The following is an 18,207-nucleotide window of genomic DNA, read 5'->3' as shown; positions in this document are numbered from 1 at the left end:
GCTGACGGCCGCCGTTGCGGTGTGGAGCGGCGACATTCTGAGAGCAGGTCTAGACCCGCAGGTGCCGTTCCAGACCTACAAGCCGCCGCCCGCCCCCGACTATCGAAAGACATCCTGCTGGGCGTTGGTTGACCAGGGCACACTCAACCAGGCGGCGGTCTTCTTCGTCATGCCGACCACCTTTGACGGCGGGGCCGAGTGGAATGGGCCGATCGACGATGCGCGGGCCAACGCCTATATGCGGCGCGTCGTGCTGCCGAATTATGCGTCGCCCTTCGCCCGAGAAGGCCGGGTCAGCGCGCCGCTGTACCGCCAAGCCAGCCTTTACACCCGGCTGACCTTACGCGATGACGCGCGCGAGGCGCGTGCCTTCGCTTATGAGGACGTAAAGGCCGCCTTCGACCTGTGGCTGCAACGGCATCCCGCCGGCCCCATCGTTATCGCCGGCGTCGAACAGGGCGGAGAGCTGACAGCGCGTCTGGTTCGCGACCAACTCCGCGCCAATTCGGCGCTGAAGGACAGGCTTGTCGCCGCTTATCTGATCGAGACCTTGGTCGGGCGCGAGATGTTCCGGCAGGCGATCTCGCCCTGCGACGCCGCCGATCAAACGGGATGTATCGTGGCATGGGCGTCGGTGCAGGACGGCGACGAAACGGGCGCGCGGCGCAAGCTGAGACGCGCTCTCGAATGGGACGATCGCGGCGATCTGGTGAACCTGTCCACTGACCCCATCTGCGTGAATCCGGTAACGGGTGCTGCGAGTAAGCCGCGTGCCGCGGCGCGTCAGCACAGCGGCGCCACCAATGCGACCGGCTTGGAATGGGGCGCCCGACCGGCCCTGACTGGCCGGCTGATCTCCACCGAATGCCGTGGCGGCCTGTTGTGGCATAGCGCGCCGGACGCCGATTTCTTGACGGCTGGCGGCAGTTGGGCGGACCGGCGCAAGATCGTCCCCTACAATCTTTTCTACGGCGACATCGAGCGTGACGTCAGCGTGCGTCTCGCGGCCTGGCGGGCCAAGCACGACCTTTAAAGCGGCCGTCCTCTCGGTTTGTCTGGCGCCGCTCGCGCGCAGCGGGTAGGCTTGCCGCGTCAGGGAGGGATCTGAATGGACGTGACCACCATCTTCGCCGGCGTCGTGCTGCTGCTGGCCATCGTGCTGTTGATCAGCGTGATCAAGATCGTGCCGCAAGGCCGTGAGTTCACAGTCGAACGCTTCGGAAAATACACGAAGACGCTGAGCCCCGGCATCGGCTTTTTGACGCCATTCGTGGAACGCGTTGGCCGCCGCATGAACATGATGGAACAGGTGCTGGACGTGCCGACCCAGGAGGTCATCACCAAGGACAATGCCATGGTGAAGGTCGACGGAATCGTCTTCATCCAGGTGATGGATTCCGCTCGCGCCGCTTATCGCGTCGATGATCTGCCCTATGCGATCTCGCAGCTGTGCATGACCAATCTGCGGACCGTGGTCGGTTCGATGGAACTGGATGAGGTGCTGAGCCAGCGCGACAGCATTAACACGCGCCTGCTGCATGTCATCGACGCGGCGACCGAACCGTGGGGCGTCAAGGTCAATCGGATCGAGATCAAGGACCTGACCCCGCCGACCGACATCACCAACGCCATGGCTCGCCAGATGAAGGCCGAGCGTGAACGTCGCGCCGTCATCACCGAGGCCGACGGCGAGAAATCCGCCGCCATCGCCCGCGCCGAGGGCGCCAAACAGGCCGCCATCCTTCAAGCCGAGGGTCGCAAGGAAGCGGCCTTCCGCGACGCCGAGGCGCGCGAGCGTGAGGCCGAGGCCGAGGCCCGCGCTACCGCCATGGTGTCGGAAGCCATCGCTCGCGGGGATGTCAACGCCATCAACTATTTCGTGGCTCAGAAATACGTCGAGGCCTTCGCGGAACTGGCGCGCAGTCCGCAGCAGCGCACCGTCATCGTGCCCGCCGAAATGGGCTCCTTGGTCGGCACGATCGCCGGCATCGGCGAGATGGTCAGCCTGGCCAAGGATCAAAACTCGGCCGCGACGCCGCCTATGCGGCCCGCGCCGCCCCGCCGCCCCGCCGGGGGCTCCGTTCCACCCTCGGCCTGATCCAAGGAGGCTGCCCGATGATGTCGCTTGCTGATCTCTATGTCGCCCAGCCGTTCTGGATCTGGTTGGCGATCGGGGTTCTGCTGCTGGCGGTCGAGGCGATGTTCTCGACCGAATGGCTGTTGTGGCCCGCTGTTTCGGCTGGAGTCGTCGCGGTCATGACGGCGGCGGGCGTGCGCCTGGGCCTGCCGGGAGAAGTCGCCGTCTTCGCAGTTCTCACCGTCATGGCCACCCTGCTGTCCCGTCGTCTGATCTCCAAAGCCAATCCCGACGGTCCCGACATCAATGACCGTGACAGCCGCCTGGTCGGCCAGCGGGCGCGGGTGGTCGAGACGTTCGTCGCGGGCCGCGGTCGCGTCTTCATCTCTGGCGCCGAGTGGCCGGCCGAGATCGTGGGCGAGGCGCCGATCGAAGGACAGGATGTCGTCGTGACGCGCGTGAACGGCTCTTTGCTGACGGTGCAATCACCCGTCTGAACGCAACGGTCGCATCGGCGTTCGTCAGGCATGACAGACAGCCAGAACGCCGTCACGGACGGCTTGCCGACACCCAGGCGCTATTGGGCCATCGTGTCCATCGGCTTGGGCATCACGCTTGCCGTTCTGGATGGCGCGATCGCCAATGTCGCCCTGCCGTCGATTGCGCAGGATTTACAGGCGTCATCGGCCGCCTCGATCTGGATCGTCAACGCTTATCAGATCGCCATCGTGGTCGCTCTTTTGCCACTGGCGTCGCTGGGCGAAATCGTTGGCTATCGGCGTGTGTCACAGGCGGGACTGGCCGTGTTCACCCTGGCCTCCATCGCGTGTGTGTTCGCCAACTCCATCGAGACGCTCAGCCTCGCCCGCGTTGTTCAGGGGTTCGGTGCAGCGGGCATCATGAGCGTCAACGGAGCCTTGGTCCGTTACACCTATCCGCAGCGACTGCTGGGTCGCGCAGTCGGGATCAACGCGGTGATCGTTTCGCTGGCGGCGGCGGCGGGGCCGACCATCGCCAGCGCTATCTTGGCTCTCGGACACTGGCGCTGGCTGTTTGCGCTGAATGTGCCGATTGGCCTGTTGGCGGTGTCGCTGGCGGGTTTCACTCTGCCGCACAACCGACTTCAGCCGCGAAAGCTGAATTGGGTCGGGGCTGCGCTGAACGCCGCCGCGTTTGGCCTGCTGATCACCGGCCTTCAATCGCTGGCGCATGGCGAAGCGGCCGTTTTGGGTTTCGGTCTGACAGGGGCAGGGCTGGCAGCCGGGATCTTGCTGATTCGCCACGAGCGCTCTCGGACGTCGCCGCTGATCCCCCTCGACGTGCTGGCGCGACCGATGTTCAGCCTGTCGGTCGCAACATCGGTCATATCCTTCACCGCTCAGATGATGGCGTTCGTGGCCTTGCCTTTCTTTCTCCAGGGAGCGTTGGGGCTTACGGCGGTCCAGACCGGCTTGCTTATGACGCCTTGGCCACTGGCGACCATGATCGCAGCGCCGCTGGCCGGCCATCTGTCTGATCGCTATTCGGCGGGCGTGCTGGGCGCCATCGGCCTTAGTCTGTTTGCTTGCGGCCTGATGGCGCTCAGTTTTCTCAATGCCGATTCGACGCAGTTCGACATCATCTGGCGCATGGCCCTTTGCGGCGCGGGCTTCGGATTTTTCCAGTCGCCCAACAATCGCGCCATGTTGTCGGAGGCCCCGAAAGGTCGCGCCGGCGCAGCGGGTGGAACCCTGGGCATGGCGCGGGTCGTCGGCCAATCCCTGGGCGCCGTGGTGGTGGCTTTCCTGCTGTCGGCCGCTCCGATCAACGGCGTCGGTCATGGGTGATCGCGGCCGTCACAGCCCTTTTTGGCGCGGTGATGAGCGGGTCGCGCGTACGCCGACGTCCAGCCGAGCCGGACAAGGAGGTGGAGGCGGTCTAGCGCCGGGGCAGTTCCGCGACACCGCGATTCGCCAGTTGGTCGGCGCGTTCGTTCAGTTCATGGCCGGCATGGCCCTTCACCCATCGCCATTTCACGTCGTGACGCAGGCGCGCCGTGTCCAGCCGCTGCCACAGGTCCGCGTTTTTCACAGGCTTCTTGTCGGCCGTGAGCCAACCGCGCGCCTTCCAGCCGCGCATCCATTCGGTGATTCCCTGCATGACGTATTTGCTGTCGGTGTGCAGTTCGACCTTGCAGGGGCGTTTCAGGGCTTCCAGCGCCATGATGGCGGCCATCAGCTCCATGCGATTGTTGGTCGTGTTGGGCTCGCCGCCCCACAATTCCTTTTCATGACCGCCGCCGGCCTGAAGCACGGCGCCCCAGCCTCCGGGGCCCGGATTGCCCTTGCAGGCGCCGTCCGTGTGGATGATGACGTGATCGGAGGGACTCATGGTCGCGCAGACCTACAGCCTCCCTTGGCGCGGGGCCATCACTGCGCCTATATGCGGGTCGAATAAGAGTGGATGGGATCGGATGACCGATCCCCGCGAGGAGATTAGCCATGGGCTCCATGAGCATCTGGCACTGGGCCATCGTCATCGTCGTCATCGCGCTGCTGTTCGGCGGCCGGGGCAAGCTGTCGGGCATCATGGGCGACGCCGCCAAGGGCATTCGCGCCTTCAAGGACGGCCTGAAGGACGAAGACAAGAAGGACGGCCCGCACGAGGGCGTCAGTTCGCTGCCGCGCACCGAGGCGGAAAAGGAAGAGCTGAAGCGCTAGTCGTCGTCTGTAAGGGCTGACGCATGGGCGGGCTCGGCCCCGGTATCGGGGGTTTCGAATTAGTGGTGATCGGTCTGGTGGCCCTGCTTGTCGTGGGGCCAAAGGACCTGCCTGTCCTGATGCGTCGCGTCGGTCAGATGGTGGCCAAGGCGCGCGCCATGGCCAATGAGTTCCGATCCAGTTTCGACGAGATGGCGCGTCAGTCCGAACTGGACGACCTGCGCAAAGAGGTCGAGGCGCTGCGGACGGGGCAGGGGGCCATGTATCCCCTGGGCGCCGAGGCGGACGCCGCCTTCAAGGACATCAACGCCGGATTGACTGGGCCAACTCCGGCGGCTGCCCTGCCTGCGCCCGAAACGGAGGCGCCGATCATGACGTCTGCGGCCGACGAATGGCCTGACACGCCGGCGCCTGTTGAGCCCGTTACGGCGACGAAACCCAAGCGAACAGCCCCAAAGGCCAAGGCGGGGACGTCCGTCGCCGGATCGGCGACGGCCAAACCTCGCTCAGCCGCCAAACCGAAGACCGCCGCGCCCGCCGCCAAGACCAAGCCTGTAACCGCCAAGCCCAAGACCTCGCGCAAGAAAGCCGCTGACCTGTGACGCCTTCCGATCGTGACGAGGCCGAGATCGAGGCGTCACGCGCGCCTTTGATGGATCACCTGATCGAGCTGCGCGGACGACTGCTCATCTGTGTGGTGGCTTTCTTCCTGGCCTTCATTCTCTGCTTCGCCTTCGCCAATCAGATCCAGATTGCGCTGATCAAGCCGTATCAGGCCGCCGTGGCGATCCATGCCGCAGCTTTGGCGACCGGCGGGCACGCCAATCCCATCGAACTGATCGCGGTGATGACGGGGATCAAACCCTATCCGCCAGGCAGCGCCGCCGTTGTTCAACTGATCGCCACGGCGCCGCTGGAACAGCTCTTCACCAAGATGAAGATCGCGGCCTTTGGCGCGGCGGTCCTGACCTTCCCAGTCATGGCGTGGCAGATGTACCGTTTCGTGGCGCCGGGTCTCTATCGCAACGAGCGCGGGGCTTTTCTGCCGTTCCTGATCGCCGCGCCTGTGATGTTCTGCCTGGGCGGGGCGTTGGTCTATTACGTCATGCTGCCGTTCGTGATGCTGTTCTCGCTGAGCCAGCAGGTCGCCACCGACGGGATATCCGTGGCGCAAACCACGAAGATTTCCGACTACCTCAGCCTGGTGACCTCGCTACTCCTCGCCTTCGGTCTTTGCTTCCAGCTACCCGTGGTGACGACTCTTCTGGGCCTCGCTGGCCTGATCAGCTCCAAGGTCATGGCGGCCGGTCGTCGCTACGCCATCGTCGCTGTCGTCGTGGTCGCAGCCGTGGTCACGCCGCCCGATCCGATCAGCCAACTGATGCTGGCTGTGCCGCTGGTCATTCTCTACGAAATTTCAATCTGGTGCGTGCGACTGATCGAGTTGCGCCGCAAGAAGGCGGACGATCTGGAAGCCGAGATCGCTTAGCGCCAAGTTGGCCTGTCGATCGCTGCTCGAAGTAGCCAAGCAATGCAAAAAGGGCCGGGGAGCGATCCCCGGCCCTTTGTCTTGAATGCGATCAGGTGATCAGCAGCTATAGTACATGTCGAACTCGACCGGGTGCGGGTGCAGTTGCAGACGCATCACCTCTTCCATCTTCAGCTCGATGTAGCTGTCGATGAAGTCGTCATCCATGACGCCGCCCTTCTTGAGGAAGGCGCGGTCCTTATCCAGGTTCTCCAGCGCTTCACGCAGCGAGCCGCAGACCTCGGGGATCGAGCCGCGCTCTTCCGGCGGCAGGTCGTAGAGATTCTTGTCGGCGGGCGCGCCCGGATCGATGCGGTTCTCGATCCCGTCCAGACCGGCCATCAGCAGGGCCACGAAGGTCAGATAAGGATTGCCCATAGGGTCGGGGAAGCGGGCTTCCAGACGCTTGGCCTTGGGCGAGGAGACGTGCGGGATGCGGATCGAGGCCGAACGGTTGCGGGCCGAATAGGCCAGCTTCACCGGGGCTTCATAGCCGGGGACCAGACGCTTGTAGCTGTTGGTGGTCGAGTTGGCGAAGGCGTTGATGGCCTTGGCGTGTTTGATGATGCCGCCGATGTACCACAGACACTCCTGAGACAGACCGGCGTACTGGTCGCCGGCGAACTGGGGCTTGCCGTCCTTCCAGATCGACATGTGGACGTGCATGCCCGAACCGTTGTCCGCAAACATCGGCTTGGCCATGAAGGTCGCCGACTTGCCGTAGGCGTGGGCCACATTGTGGATCACGTACTTATAAAGCTGCAGGCGGTCGGCCATGGTCAGCAGGTCCGAGAACTTCAGGCCTAGTTCGTGCTGAGCCGGAGCCACCTCGTGGTGGTGCTTCTCGGGCTGAAGGCCCAGATCGCGCATGACGCCCAGCATTTCGCCGCGCAGGTCCTGGCCGGAATCGACCGGATTGACGGGGAAATAACCGCCCTTGGGCCCAGGGCGATGGCCCATGTTGCCTTCGGAATACTCAGCGCCGGTGTTGGCGGGCAACTCGGTCGAATCGTAGCTGTAGCCGGTGTCGTGCGGCTGGGTGGACCAGCGTACGTCGTCGAAGATGAAGAACTCGGCCTCCGGTCCGAAGAAGACCTGGTCGCCCACGCCCGACGACTGGACGTAGGATAGCGCCTTCTTGGCCATCGAGCGGCTGTCGCGGTTGTAGGGCTCGCCGGTGTCCGGGTTCAGCACGTCGCAGAACAGGAACATCGTCTTCTGCTGATAGAAGGGATCGATATAGGCCGTGGTCAGGTCCGGCTTCAGCAGCATGTCGGACTCGTTGATAGCCTTCCAGCCGGCGATCGACGAGCCGTCGAACATCGTGCCTTCGTTCAGGAAGTCCTCGTCGACCAAATCGACGTCGAAGGTGACGTGCTGCAGACGGCCGCGCGTGTCGGTGAAGCGGACGTCCACATATTGGACCTCCTCATCCTTGATCTCTTTGAGGATCTTGCTGGCGCTCATTCTCGGAAAGTCCTGTTCTTGTCGTTTGGGGAGGAGACCGGACAGCGACCCGAGGGCCGAGGGCCGGGGAGGGTAGTCAGGTCAGACGGCTTGGGCTCCGGTTTCGCCGGTGCGGATGCGGATCACTTCGGCGACGTCGGACACGAAGATCTTGCCGTCGCCGATCTTGCCTGTGCGAGCCGAGGTCTGAATGGCCTCGACAACTGCGGGCGCGAGGTCGTCGGCGACGACCACCTCGATCTTGATCTTGGGCAGGAAGTCGATGACGTATTCTGCGCCGCGATACAGTTCGGAATGACCCTTCTGGCGACCATATCCCTTGGCCTCCAGCACAGTCATGCCTTGCACGCCCACGTCCTGGAGCGCCTCTTTGACGTCATCCAGCTTGAAGGGCTTGATGATGGCTTCAATTTTCTTCATGGCGACCCCGGAGCGGCGCACGGAATGCAGCGGCGCTCGGGCGCGAATGGGACACAGCAGGGCCGCTCAAAGCAAGCGATTTTCGCAGGCTGGCGAAGGATAATCGGAACGCGGATGATAGAAACCAACGACCCGGCGATCTGGCGCAATTTTCTGCCTTGGCCGAGCGCGGAAACGCACAAGCATGCGCGTGGACGTTTGGCGGTCGTTTCGGGAAAGGCGCATCATACCGGCGCTGCGCGACTTGCAGCTCATGCGGGTCTCAGGATGGGCGCTGGGGTCGTGCGAATCCTCTGTCCGCCAGATGCGGCGTCGGTTATCGCGCCGGCTGTGCAAGCGGTGATGTTGACGCCTTTTTCTTCACCGGAAAACTTAAGTCGAGAAGCCGCCGGCAGCGACGCCGTGGTGATCGGCCCAGCCGCAGGTCTAGACGATGCGACGATCGCGAACATTCAGGCGCTTGGTTCGACCGGCGCCGTTCTGGTGATCGACGCCGACGGCCTGTCGGTCTTCAAAGGTCGAACGGCCGAACTGTTCGCCGTGTTGGATCGCGACGACATCCTGACGCCGCATGAAGGCGAGTTCGAACGACTGTTCCCAGGCCTGCTTGCGCAAGGCCGCGAAATGGCCATTCAAGAGGCGGCCCGAGCGGCCCAGGCGACGATCGTGTTGAAGGGCGCCCAGACGCTGATCGCATCGCCTGATGGTCGCGTCCGCCGAAACGAAAACGGCTCGCCGTGGCTGGCCACGGCCGGAACCGGCGACGTGCTGGCCGGCATGATCGGCGGATTGGCGGCGCAGCGCATGGACAGCTTCGACGCCGCTTGCGCCGCCGTCTGGCTTCATTCCGATGCCGCAGAACGCTTTGGACCGGGACTGACCTCAGACGACCTCTACGATGCCTTGCCGAAGTCCTTGTTCGAGCAGTGGAAGGCTTCGGCGACCTAGCTCGTCCTACCCGTCCTAATCAATTTATTTCGCAGATGGGACAAGTTCGGCGACTGTTGCGCCGCTAAAACACTGTATAGAGTGAATTTATTGTTGATCAGCGACCAGAAGGCTGTTGCAGGTTCTGATCTAGGCAATGTTGCAACGGCATACGTTGCCAGAGCTGTGGCATCGTCAAATTTTCCTTCTGCCGCGTTCCTGTGGATAAGATTCGGGGGCGGCAGTTTGTCCGTTACTGACTCAATTCGGGCTTTGGCGACGTCCGCTTTTGGGCAAGGCGTCAATCAGTTGTTCAAAGCACAGCTCTGGCTCTTTGCCGATGTTACGTAGGTCCGTTGCTGACATTCGCTAACATCCAGAATGGATTGGCTTGAGGCCCCAACCTAAGAAGGCTTGGGCACCCGGCGGCGCGGCTTCAGGAGATTGCGGCCGACACGACGCGATCCTGCTCCCAGTTATCGGGATCCCATTGCGCGATGATGGCGCGGGGTAGGGAGGTATCTTCCGCCGCGTCGATGACGCGCACTTTTCTGTTTGCGCCTTCGTAGAGCAGGCCCACGCCCAAAGCGTCTGGAGCGACCTCATCGAGCGAGACTTTGCTGTGATAGCGAACGCTGAGGGTTGCGCTGCAGCTGACGACCACGTGGGACCCTGTCTTCCTCCCAACCTCAATCGCGCGCTGGTGCGTCCAACGCCCTAGCGACTGACTGACATCTAGGACCGGCGTGATGAGCCAGTCGGGACGCAGCGCCCGAGCCACCGATCCGCCAGGCACGTCCTGCTCCAGGTCCTCGCAGATGGAGACCATCAAACGTCCCGAGCCATGCAGGTCGCAGACCTCAATGCACGTGTCGGGCTGGATATCCTCAAGATGGGCTTGCTTCTCGTGCCCTTTTGCAAAAGGAACCCGACATTTTTCCATTCTGTCGGCGGCCATATTGAAGGGGTGCACCTTGCGCTGGCGGAATAGCTCTCGACCCTTGCCGTCCATGACGACGGCCTCGTTGAAGTGAAGCTTGTCGGCTCCGACCTCGGTCGACAGTCCGCTTCCGCTCACCACAATGGCCTCACGACCTGAGCGGCCGTGGAGATCTGACTTGAGGGCCGCGACCGCAGCGGCTGGGACCACGAGCTCAGGCAGTACGACCAGCTCTGCGCCACGATCGAGGAGATCGCCGACGGCGGCGCTCGTTCGGGCTTGGAGCTTGTCCGGTTCCGCCGGCTGGGCGTCCAGATAGGGACGCTTGCCGCGTACAGTGGCCTTGAAAACGAGATCGTCGGCATCCTCCGCGATCGGTGCAAAACCGATCTGGGTCGGCGGAGCCAACAGTGGGCTCTTACGCGGTGAAACCACAAATACATTGACCGTGAAGCCCTTGTTTAAGGGCTCCAGGACGGTCAGGTACTCAAAGTGAGTCTCCAGGTTGGCACCGCTGGCGTCATCGATTTCCGGGTCGGCCGCGCGATACGTCAAGCGGCCCTTCGGCAGCGTGCGATGCTTCCGATGTCCGCCGTAGAAGCCCGTTTTCGCGCGCTCCTGTTTCATCAGGGCCAGTGTCGGAGAGACCGCTATCGCTGACCCGCCCACGCGGGTCAGCATCGAGGGATGAATCTCCATCGCCGCAACATCCAAGGCGCACATCACAACGAAGGCGCGTCGGTCCAGCTCGGTGGCGGCGACAGTGCACGCAAACCCTGGATCCCCACCCGCAAGGTAGGCGATGATCTCTTTAGCCACGTCCGGGCCTGAGCCTCCGGTCAGAAGGGCGGCCAGCGGCGTGCATTCGCGCGCGCCCTTGTCCGGCCAGGGGGCCGCTCGCACGCTGCCGGCGTGCGGGCTCACCTGGATCCATAGTTTTGCGAACAGCTCCCCAGGGGTCATATTAGGCCTTGTTTGGGGGAAGGCGTCGTCCGTGCGGATCAGACATTAGCTTGACCAAGACCTCAAGGCCCTTGCGCCGCTCGGGAGACACAGCAGCTTTCACGCTCTCGATCATTGCGAGGACTTCCTCGCTCTCGACGAAGCCCCGTCGGTTCCCCCGATTACTGGCAAGCATCAGCTCCATAAGAAGATGGGGGTCGCCGGTCCGCTCGATCGTTCTGCGGATCAGCTCGATGACGGACGCCGGCGGCAGAGCCGGATAGCGAGCGATGGCCTGCTGAAGATACATCTGAGCCTCGTCTGGCCGATCGAGCTCTAGGTGGATCGCTGCCAGCGTCTCCAAGGCGGCTGCGGATCGTCTGCCATCTTCGTCCAGGACATCCAGTGCGATAAGGGCCGTTTCTGGCCTGCCAGACCGCAGTAGGCCCATGGCTTCGGCAAGAACGAGACTGCGCTGCAATGAGACCCGAGCACCGCGAAATTCGCTGATGGTGTCCAGTCGCAAACGGGCTTGCTTGAGCACCCGCTCTCCCAAGGATGGATCCAGCGCCATAGCGACTTCCACGTGCGCGGACAGTAGCGCCGCGATCTCTGGGCTATTTCGCGCTCTGAATTCTTGGTCGAGCCCTGACAGGTCGCGTATGGCATGATCGAGAATAGAGAAGGCTTCAGGCAGTTCGCCTCGTTTGAAGAGCGCCGACGCCAACAGCCGGCGCGCACGCAGCGCCTCTATCGCCCCCCCCATTGGAAGATCTCGAATAGCAAAGCTGTTCAATCGGGCGACCATTTCCCGATAGGTCCCGAGCGCGTCCTCGTGCCGGCCTTGGGCGTCTTGAAGCTCAGCCACTCGCTCCAGCGCGCGAACCTGTCGCCATTGGGCCAGAGAGCTAGCATCGCGGCCGAAAAGCGTCGCGGACTCGGTCGCCGCATCCAAAGCCTCATCCAAACGGCCGATCTGCTGGAGGAAGTCCGATCGACTTCCAAGCATTTGCGCAAAGCGCATTCGGAAGCTTCGCCCCTCGCGTTCATAGACCCGTAGGCCGAGCTCAAGTCCGCCATCGCTCAAGAACGCGGCGATGTCGGAATTCGCAGTTTCCGCGATAGTTGCAGCGCGCTCGACGCAGGTTTCGGCCAGCTGAGCCAGCCAATCGGTCCGCTCCTCGGGTTGCTTTAATGCGCCTTCGAGCCAGGGGACGAGTTTGGTGACGATCTCGGTCGCAGGCGCCGACGCCAGTTCTTCAAGATCCGCAAGACGTGGGTCGTCAAACGCCGCCCGACGCCAATAGAGCTCGATGACCTGCGGAGGGATCTTAACCGGTTCAATGCGTTTGCGACCTGCCAGTCGAGACGCCATGATGTGCATGGCGTCCAGCAGAGATCCGCGTTCATCGGGCTCATCTTCGAACACCGCCAGCTTCTCTTCGAACGCGCACCACGGGTAGTGGCGGATCTCGTTGCGCTTCAACTCCGTCATCAGGACAGCTCGAGCGCGCTGGATGGCTGGAGCAAGTCGAACAAGTGTGTACCGCCGAGCGGCATCGATATTGCCGCGTTCCTCGACGCGCGAAGGGCAGACGAAGAGTTCAACCGGCGGCTGACCGCGATCGCGACGTCCTTTCATGATCGAGCGTGCGACCGCCGCGGTGCCTTCGATGCTTTGTCGATTGTAGACCAAGAATAGCGCGACCTGGTCGGGAAGCTGCGTCGTGCAGACGCCGGCGGTGTCAGCAACCCCGGTCCGACTATCGATCAGAATTTGGGTGTATCGTGAGCGGGCCCACTTGAGCATCGCGTCCAGGAACGCTTCTCCGCCGAACTTGGCGTAGAAGGTGGACCAATCCAGGCCTCCGACTTTGGCGCTGTATTCGTCATCCTGACGGCCTGCGCCGATGAAGTGCAGTTGGCCTGTGTGTTTGCGCAGCGGAAGTTCGAGGGATTGGACAATGCCCTCCGCGCTGGCTAGCGCCTCGAGATCCAAAGGGCTCAAAGATCCTGCGGACCGCTTCTCCACATAGGCCCAGATATGATCGATCAAGCCCAGTGAACGGGTTTGATCGGGATCCTCCAGGAATGGGTGGAAATATCGATGTAAGCCTGGGGCCTCTAAGTCCCAGTCGATGACTAAGACCTTCTCGCCATTAGTCGCCAGCGCCCAGGCGACATTGGCCAGGGACATGCTGCGGCCGTTTCCTCCCTTAAAGGAGTAAAACGTCGTAACCTTTCCAGCCATCAGTGCGCCACTTGAAGGCGGGGAATCTCGCTGCCGAAATCGTTGGCGACTGGAATGGCGTTCAGCATGTAGTTAAACTGCGACATATCCATCGTGACCGGCAGCTGAATCTTCGGTGCCTGAGCCAAGGCTTGGCTTGCCGCGAGCAGTCGCCCAGCTGGCGTCAATGTGTTGAACGCTTCCCTACCACGCTTCTGCGTCGTGACGAGACCTGCGGTTCGAAGCTCTTTCAGCAGGCGGCAGACGTATGCGTCTGTCACGCCCCCAAGCGCTTTCTGGAGGTAGCCATTGCTTCGCGCATCCTTCGTCAGCGCAGCGAGAAGCGCGGAATGGGTAGGGCGTGCGGCAAGCGCGACCGCTTCGTCGGTTGCGGCGCGGCCTGCTGCAAAGCCGAGCAGATCCGCCGCCGCCGCCAGCTGGCCAGCAGCAAACGTCGCTGAAGCTTCGTCAACCTCGCCCGCCGCGTCTAGAGCGCGTCGCAGAGCTAACGCGCCCTCGCGCAGCACGGTCTGGTTGGCGGTGGGAAGCGCGTCAGCGATGGTTTCCGAAAGTGCGGAAAGCATCGCATCAACCGTCGCATCAACCTTGCCATCCTTGGCGCCATGAAGGTGCGTGGCGATTTCGTCGATGATCGTCCAGATGCTCATTGTGTCATCTCTCATGCGCTCAACGTAATCGTTCAACGTGGTTGGTCAATCATCACATCAACCTTTTAACGGGGTGTTGCGCTAATTGTTCGCCAGCTTCGGTCCGAAGTGGGCCGTAACGGCCCAACTTGTCCGGCTTTGATCAAGTGTTTGGTCAATCAATGGAGCTTTTGGCGACACCGGCGATCGAAAGATGCGTCGAACGATGAAGCGGAGGATCACTGTGGCGTGAGCGCGAGTTCGGCGTGTCGTCAGTCGATATCGGCCTCCTCGATGGCGGCCGCAGACCAAGCTACCTCTAGGTTGGCGTTAGTCGGCGCGTCGTTCGCTGAGATAGATGATCGAAGCTTCGCGCCGTGTAGAGCGCCGTACTGAGAGGTTCGTAGGTTCTGAGCGAGTACGACGTGGCGATCGTTAGGATCGATCCGCAGCAGGCCATCTATGTCCGCTCACGGCGCATTGCAAACTCGGCGAGGGGTGGTTCATCACTGAGCCGCCTTCTTCCAGTCGGAAACTGGGATGGAGGCTGCTAGAGATCGACGTCAGCGTGACGACGCAGGCAACTCTGATGACTTACACATCACCGACCGAAATGTACGCTCTAGTCGGGCGCATGATCGCTGACTGGAACAGTCTTGAGGCGGACATGGTGGAAATGATCGCGCTCGTCAGCGGAGCAGCCGACACGACACATATTCTGACCGCTAACATGGGGTCCCAAGGCGTATGCAACTCGCTCAAGGCCTTGGCGATCAGAAAGCTGCCAGAGGATGTGGCCGACCATGTCCTTCACGCTGTAGACGTGTTTGAGCAACTCCGAAGCTACCGAAACCAGTTCGTACACGCGATCACCGCCGTCATTAGCGACGGTCCCGAGGCCGCCGCCATGACCCATGGTCGTCGCGTCAACGCTAGGGGTGAGGTTCTCGTTGATCGTGGATGGCTGCATCGGGCTGAACTGGAGCGGATGATGGCATCGCAATCGGACCTGAGTGGATACTTTACGTATCTCAGTTTGCATGTGCGCCGGAGCCTAGAAGAGACGTTTGAGCCGCCGGCGGCGTTTCGGCATTGGCCACCCGAGAAAATCGAAATTCCACCGGCGTTGAGTTCACGATGGGAAGCAGACCGTCCACCCGATCAGGCAGGCTGAGGGCCCGCCTAGGCTTGCAGCGTGGTAGGCCGCACTAGAGCGATCCGGAGGCGGACGGTGAGCCGGGCATCCTGCGAATGTCCGCTTCTCGCCGGTCGTCCAATGTCCGCTGCTGGCGCATCTGCGCTGTTTGGAGCGTATCGTGCGGAGGGGGGCGTTGATCGTGGGAGGTGGCCATGAGCCAGCCCGATCTATTTCGTTTACCCCGCAAACCCTGGAACGCTGGTCGAATGACTGGAGCGAAGGCCCCGCTCAAGCCAAAGCACATCTGGGCGATCCGTCACCACCTGAAGTCCGTTGGATCGATCCGAGATCTTGCGATGTTCAACATCGCACTAGACGCCAAGCTGCGGGGCTGTGATCTGGTAAAACTCCGCCTCGGCGATATTGCTCAAGGTGGCGTCATCCGGCAGCGATCGACGATCATCCAACAGAAGACCGGTCGGCCCGTGCCGTTCGAGATCACGGAGGCCGCGAGGGAAGCTCTGGCTCACTGGCTGGTGCGCCGAGGACGACGGCGTGACGACTGGCTGTTCCCCAGCCGCAGCCGAGATGGAGAGCACATAGGCACCAGGCAGTACGCTCGGCTGGTCGTTACCTGGGTGAGGATGATCGACCTGAACCCGAGCGCCTATGGCACCCATAGCCTTAGACGGACCAAGGTGGCCTTGATCTATAAGAAGACGGGAAACCTACGCGCCTGCCAACTCCTTCTTGGGCACGGAAAACTTGAGAGCACTGTCAGGTATCTCGGCATCGAAGTGGACGACGCGCTGGAGATTTCAGAGCAGATTGACCTCTGAGCAGGCTGGGGCGGCCCGCCGGAAAGCGGACTGCCCCTATGTCTCAAAGGGGTGGTAGGCGGACATCGGCCGACAAGCGGCGACCGACTTGAGCTAAGCGGACAGACATTAAAGATCGCAAACGTGGTGCTCTTCGGTGACCCCATGTAACCACTCCAGCGGAAAGGCGTTACAGCTTTACTGTGGACCTTAGGATTTAACGTGGCGACAGCAGACACCCATCAGCGTGATGCCGCGTTCGGCATTCCAGGGCTCGACGATATCTTGGCGGGAGGTTTGGAGCGTGGACGCGTCTATCTTCTCGAAGGCGCGCCAGGAACCGGCAAGACCACCTCCGCAATGCGGTTCCTCCTTGAGGGGGCGCGGCTAGGCGAACGAGGTCTCTACATCACCCTGTCCGAGACCGAAGAGGAGCTGCGTGGCACGGCGCAGAACCACGGCTGGTCGCTTGAGGGCGTCGACATCTTCGAACTTGTACCGCCCGAGAGCCTGCTCGACGAACAGCAGCAGCAGAGCCTGCTCTATTCGTCTGACCTTGAGCTGGGCGAGACGACGCGGTTGATCTTCGAGTCCGTTGAGCGCTGCAGCCCACGCCGCGTGGTCATTGATAGCCTGTCGGAAATCCGTTTGCTGGCCCAGAGCTCGTTGCGATACCGACGCCAAGTGCTAGCGCTGAAACACTATTTCGCCAAGCACGGCGCAACCGTGTTGATGCTCGACGACCTGACCACCGACATCAACGACAAGACGGTGCACAGCGTCGCCCATGGCGTGATCCAGCTGCAGGAACTGGCGCCCGAATATGGAGCAGAGCGACGCCGGGTCCGGGTGATCAAGTACCGAAGCCGTCGCTTCCGAGGCGGTTATCACGACTTCACCATCAAGACCGGCGGACTTGAGGTCTACCCCCGGATCGTCGCATCGGAACACCACTCGGCCTTCGCACGCCATCCGATGTCGAGCGGCGTGGCTGAACTGGACGCCCTGTTGGGCGGGGGTGTCGAGCGAGGTTCTAGCGCGCTTGTTCTGGGACCGGCGGGCACGGGCAAGTCGCTGTTCACGATTAACTTCGCGGTGGCGGCGGTGAAGCGTGGAGAGAAGGCGGCCCTGTTCGTCTTCGATGAAGAACTTGGCCTCCTGTATGACCGCATGGCCAAGTTGGGCATCGACCTGAGGTCAATGGAGGCGGACGGAAATCTAATCATCGAACAGGTCGACGCCGCCGAGCTGTCTCCCGGAGAGTTCGCCTCGCGCGTTCGCGAGTGCGTATCGGACGAGGACATCCAGACTGTGGTGATCGACAGCCTGAATGGCTACCAGGCGGCCATGCCGCAGGAGCAGTTTCTGGTGCTGCACATCCACGAATTGCTTCAGTACCTGAACCGCCAGGGCGCATCGACCTATCTGACGGTCGCCCAGCATGGTCTCGTCGGCGAGATGAAGGCGCCGATCGACGTCACTTATCTGGCCGACACGGTCATCCTGCTCCGTTACTTCGAAGCCCGAGGAGAAGTTCGACGGGCCGTTTCTGTTATCAAGAAGCGGGCCGGGCAGCATGAGACAACCATTCGGGAGTTCACCATCGGCTCCGACGGCCTGACCCTTGGAGCCCCGCTGAATGATTTTCAGGGGGTGCTGCGTGGCGTGCCAAACTTCGTCGGCCCGGGCGCCGGTCTTATGGGCGACCCATCCGCGTGAGCGATGGTGGCGACAATTCACGCCGCTCGCTGGTCCTGACCCCCTCCGGGCGAGACGGGGCGATCGCTACCGCCATTCTTGCGGAGGCGGGGTGCCCCGCCCTTTTATGCCGGGATATCGAGGACCTTCTTGCCAGAATGGATGAAGGCGCTGGCTTGGCGATCGTCGTCGAGGACGTCCTTCGCTCGGCCGACCTCAACGGGCTTTCGACCTGGATTCAAAGCCAACCATCATGGTCAGACTTTCCCTTCCTGATTCTGACCCAACGCGGCGGCAGCGTTGAACGCAACCCGCTGGCCCAGCGCCTCTCGCAAACGCTTGGCAATGTCGGCTTTCTGGAGCGACCGTTTCACCCGACCACTCTTGTCAGCGCGGTCCGCACCGCTCTCCGTGGGCGAAGCCGCCAATACGAAGCTCGCGAGCGGATAGAGCAGATCAGACGCGGCGAGGAGCTGTTGGAGCGTCGGATCCTGGAGCGAACCGCCGAACTCGAAGCCGCCAACCGACAACTCGCCGATCAAATCGCCGAGCGTGAGAAAGCCGAAGATGCACTGCGCCAGGCTCAACGTCTCGAGGCTGTGGGACAGCTGACCTCGGGGATCGCCCACGACTTCAACAATCTGCTGACGGTCATCATCGGCAACGTCGAGCAGAT

At 62.3% G+C, this 18,207-nt stretch carries 17 protein-coding genes and 1 pseudogene; 12 read left to right on the top strand and 6 right to left on the bottom strand.

Annotated elements, in window-relative coordinates; translation table 11 throughout:
- The 4 genes from RT123_RS12800 to RT123_RS12785 all read left to right on the top strand — a co-directional run.
- Nucleotides 1–1,033, top strand: a 1,033-nt coding sequence (locus RT123_RS12800; RefSeq protein ID WP_313009496.1) for a DUF3089 domain-containing protein, incomplete at its 5' end; no start/stop codon positions are given.
- A gap of 75 nt (nt 1,034–1,108) precedes the next feature.
- Nucleotides 1,109–2,098, top strand: coding sequence for an SPFH domain-containing protein (locus tag RT123_RS12795; protein WP_313009495.1), 990 nt, complete (start codon nt 1,109–1,111; stop codon nt 2,096–2,098).
- 17 nt (nt 2,099–2,115) lie between these two features.
- Nucleotides 2,116–2,574 carry an NfeD family protein gene (locus RT123_RS12790; protein WP_313009494.1) on the top strand — a complete coding sequence of 153 codons (459 nt, stop codon included), beginning with the start codon at nt 2,116–2,118 and terminating at the stop codon, nt 2,572–2,574.
- Nucleotides 2,575–2,604: 30 nt separating this feature from the next.
- A complete protein-coding gene (locus tag RT123_RS12785; protein WP_313009493.1) occupies nt 2,605–3,903 on the top strand; it encodes an MFS transporter in 1,299 nt (432 codons plus the stop codon).
- 91 nt (nt 3,904–3,994) lie between these two features.
- Here the strand turns inward: RT123_RS12785 and rnhA are convergent, their stop codons facing one another.
- Nucleotides 3,995–4,447: a ribonuclease HI gene (gene rnhA / locus RT123_RS12780; protein ID WP_271041187.1), complete on the bottom strand. Its 453-nt coding sequence runs from the start codon at nt 4,445–4,447 to the stop codon at nt 3,995–3,997.
- A gap of 110 nt (nt 4,448–4,557) precedes the next feature.
- On the opposite strand from rnhA, the gene RT123_RS12775 reads away from it, so the two are divergent.
- Genes RT123_RS12775 through tatC form a run of 3 tightly spaced genes read left to right on the top strand, consistent with a single transcriptional unit; the run spans nt 4,558 to nt 6,265 of the window.
- Entirely contained in the window at nt 4,558–4,776 is a 219-nt protein-coding gene (locus RT123_RS12775) for a twin-arginine translocase TatA/TatE family subunit (RefSeq protein WP_017503863.1), read from the top strand.
- A 23-nt stretch (nt 4,777–4,799) separates the two neighbouring features.
- The gene (tatB, locus tag RT123_RS12770; RefSeq protein WP_313009492.1) at nt 4,800–5,378 is read left to right on the top strand and encodes a Sec-independent protein translocase protein TatB; all 579 of its coding nucleotides are present in this window, start codon (nt 4,800–4,802) and stop codon (nt 5,376–5,378) included.
- Nucleotides 5,375–6,265 (top strand): twin-arginine translocase subunit TatC, encoded by an 891-nt coding sequence (gene tatC / locus RT123_RS12765; protein WP_055810012.1) that lies wholly within the window; start codon nt 5,375–5,377, stop codon nt 6,263–6,265. The genes tatB and tatC overlap by 4 nt, the downstream gene beginning before the upstream one ends.
- A 99-nt stretch (nt 6,266–6,364) precedes the next feature.
- Here tatC and glnA read toward each other — a convergent pair whose 3' ends face one another.
- Nucleotides 6,365–7,771, bottom strand: coding sequence for a type I glutamate--ammonia ligase (gene glnA / locus RT123_RS12760; protein WP_066551526.1), 1,407 nt, complete (start codon nt 7,769–7,771; stop codon nt 6,365–6,367).
- 81 nt (nt 7,772–7,852) lie between these two features.
- Complete coding sequence (locus tag RT123_RS12755) at nt 7,853–8,191, bottom strand: P-II family nitrogen regulator (protein ID WP_008261682.1); 339 nt, start codon at nt 8,189–8,191, stop codon at nt 7,853–7,855.
- Between RT123_RS12755 and RT123_RS12750 the strand changes: the two genes are divergently transcribed.
- A complete protein-coding gene (locus RT123_RS12750) occupies nt 8,114–9,139 on the top strand; it encodes an NAD(P)H-hydrate dehydratase (protein WP_313009491.1) in 1,026 nt (341 codons plus the stop codon). The genes RT123_RS12755 and RT123_RS12750 overlap by 78 nt on opposite strands.
- A 415-nt stretch (nt 9,140–9,554) precedes the next feature.
- Here RT123_RS12750 and RT123_RS12745 read toward each other — a convergent pair whose 3' ends face one another.
- Genes RT123_RS12745 through RT123_RS12735 form a run of 3 tightly spaced genes read right to left on the bottom strand, consistent with a single transcriptional unit; the run spans nt 9,555 to nt 13,898 of the window.
- On the bottom strand, nt 9,555–11,021 hold the full coding sequence (locus RT123_RS12745; protein WP_313009490.1) for a nitrilase-related carbon-nitrogen hydrolase: 1,467 nt from the start codon (nt 11,019–11,021) through the stop codon (nt 9,555–9,557).
- A gap of 1 nt (nt 11,022) precedes the next feature.
- Nucleotides 11,023–13,251, bottom strand: coding sequence for a KGGVGR-motif variant AAA ATPase (locus RT123_RS12740; RefSeq protein WP_313009489.1), 2,229 nt, complete (start codon nt 13,249–13,251; stop codon nt 11,023–11,025).
- Entirely contained in the window at nt 13,251–13,898 is a 648-nt protein-coding gene (locus RT123_RS12735; protein ID WP_313009488.1) for a hypothetical protein, read from the bottom strand. The genes RT123_RS12740 and RT123_RS12735 overlap by 1 nt, the downstream gene beginning before the upstream one ends.
- Nucleotides 13,899–14,466: 568 nt before the next feature.
- Between RT123_RS12735 and RT123_RS12730 the strand changes: the two genes are divergently transcribed.
- From RT123_RS12730 to RT123_RS12715, 4 genes and pseudogenes are all read left to right on the top strand, one after another.
- Nucleotides 14,467–15,051: a hypothetical protein gene (locus RT123_RS12730; protein WP_313009487.1), complete on the top strand. Its 585-nt coding sequence runs from the start codon at nt 14,467–14,469 to the stop codon at nt 15,049–15,051.
- A 176-nt stretch (nt 15,052–15,227) separates the two neighbouring features.
- Nucleotides 15,228–15,854, top strand: a complete 627-nt coding sequence (locus RT123_RS12725) for a tyrosine-type recombinase/integrase (protein WP_174086246.1) — start codon at nt 15,228–15,230, stop codon at nt 15,852–15,854.
- A gap of 201 nt (nt 15,855–16,055) precedes the next feature.
- Nucleotides 16,056–17,552, top strand: a complete 1,497-nt coding sequence (locus RT123_RS12720; protein ID WP_174086245.1) for an ATPase domain-containing protein — start codon at nt 16,056–16,058, stop codon at nt 17,550–17,552.
- A 155-nt stretch (nt 17,553–17,707) separates the two neighbouring features.
- Nucleotides 17,708–18,207 (top strand): annotated as a pseudogene (locus RT123_RS12715) (hypothetical protein); the annotation flags it as partial.

Source organism: Brevundimonas vesicularis (assembly GCF_032067225.1).
Classification (GTDB): domain Bacteria; phylum Pseudomonadota; class Alphaproteobacteria; order Caulobacterales; family Caulobacteraceae; genus Brevundimonas; species Brevundimonas vesicularis_F.
This window is presented reverse-complemented; position numbering and strand designations above follow the sequence as displayed.

Coding starts and splice junctions, on each gene's coding strand:
- RT123_RS12795 (WP_313009495.1), top strand. CDS start 1,109: ATGGACGTGACCACCATCTTCGCCGGCGTCGTGCTGCTGCTGGCCATC.
- RT123_RS12790 (WP_313009494.1), top strand. CDS start 2,116: ATGATGTCGCTTGCTGATCTCTATGTCGCCCAGCCGTTCTGGATCTGG.
- RT123_RS12785 (WP_313009493.1), top strand. CDS start 2,605: ATGACAGACAGCCAGAACGCCGTCACGGACGGCTTGCCGACACCCAGG.
- rnhA (WP_271041187.1), bottom strand. CDS start 4,447: ATGAGTCCCTCCGATCACGTCATCATCCACACGGACGGCGCCTGCAAG.
- RT123_RS12775 (WP_017503863.1), top strand. CDS start 4,558: ATGGGCTCCATGAGCATCTGGCACTGGGCCATCGTCATCGTCGTCATC.
- tatB (WP_313009492.1), top strand. CDS start 4,800: ATGGGCGGGCTCGGCCCCGGTATCGGGGGTTTCGAATTAGTGGTGATC.
- glnA (WP_066551526.1), bottom strand. CDS start 7,771: ATGAGCGCCAGCAAGATCCTCAAAGAGATCAAGGATGAGGAGGTCCAA.
- RT123_RS12755 (WP_008261682.1), bottom strand. CDS start 8,191: ATGAAGAAAATTGAAGCCATCATCAAGCCCTTCAAGCTGGATGACGTC.
- RT123_RS12745 (WP_313009490.1), bottom strand. CDS start 11,021: ATGACCCCTGGGGAGCTGTTCGCAAAACTATGGATCCAGGTGAGCCCG.
- RT123_RS12740 (WP_313009489.1), bottom strand. CDS start 13,251: ATGGCTGGAAAGGTTACGACGTTTTACTCCTTTAAGGGAGGAAACGGC.
- RT123_RS12735 (WP_313009488.1), bottom strand. CDS start 13,898: ATGAGCATCTGGACGATCATCGACGAAATCGCCACGCACCTTCATGGC.
- RT123_RS12730 (WP_313009487.1), top strand. CDS start 14,467: ATGACTTACACATCACCGACCGAAATGTACGCTCTAGTCGGGCGCATG.
- RT123_RS12725 (WP_174086246.1), top strand. CDS start 15,228: ATGAGCCAGCCCGATCTATTTCGTTTACCCCGCAAACCCTGGAACGCT.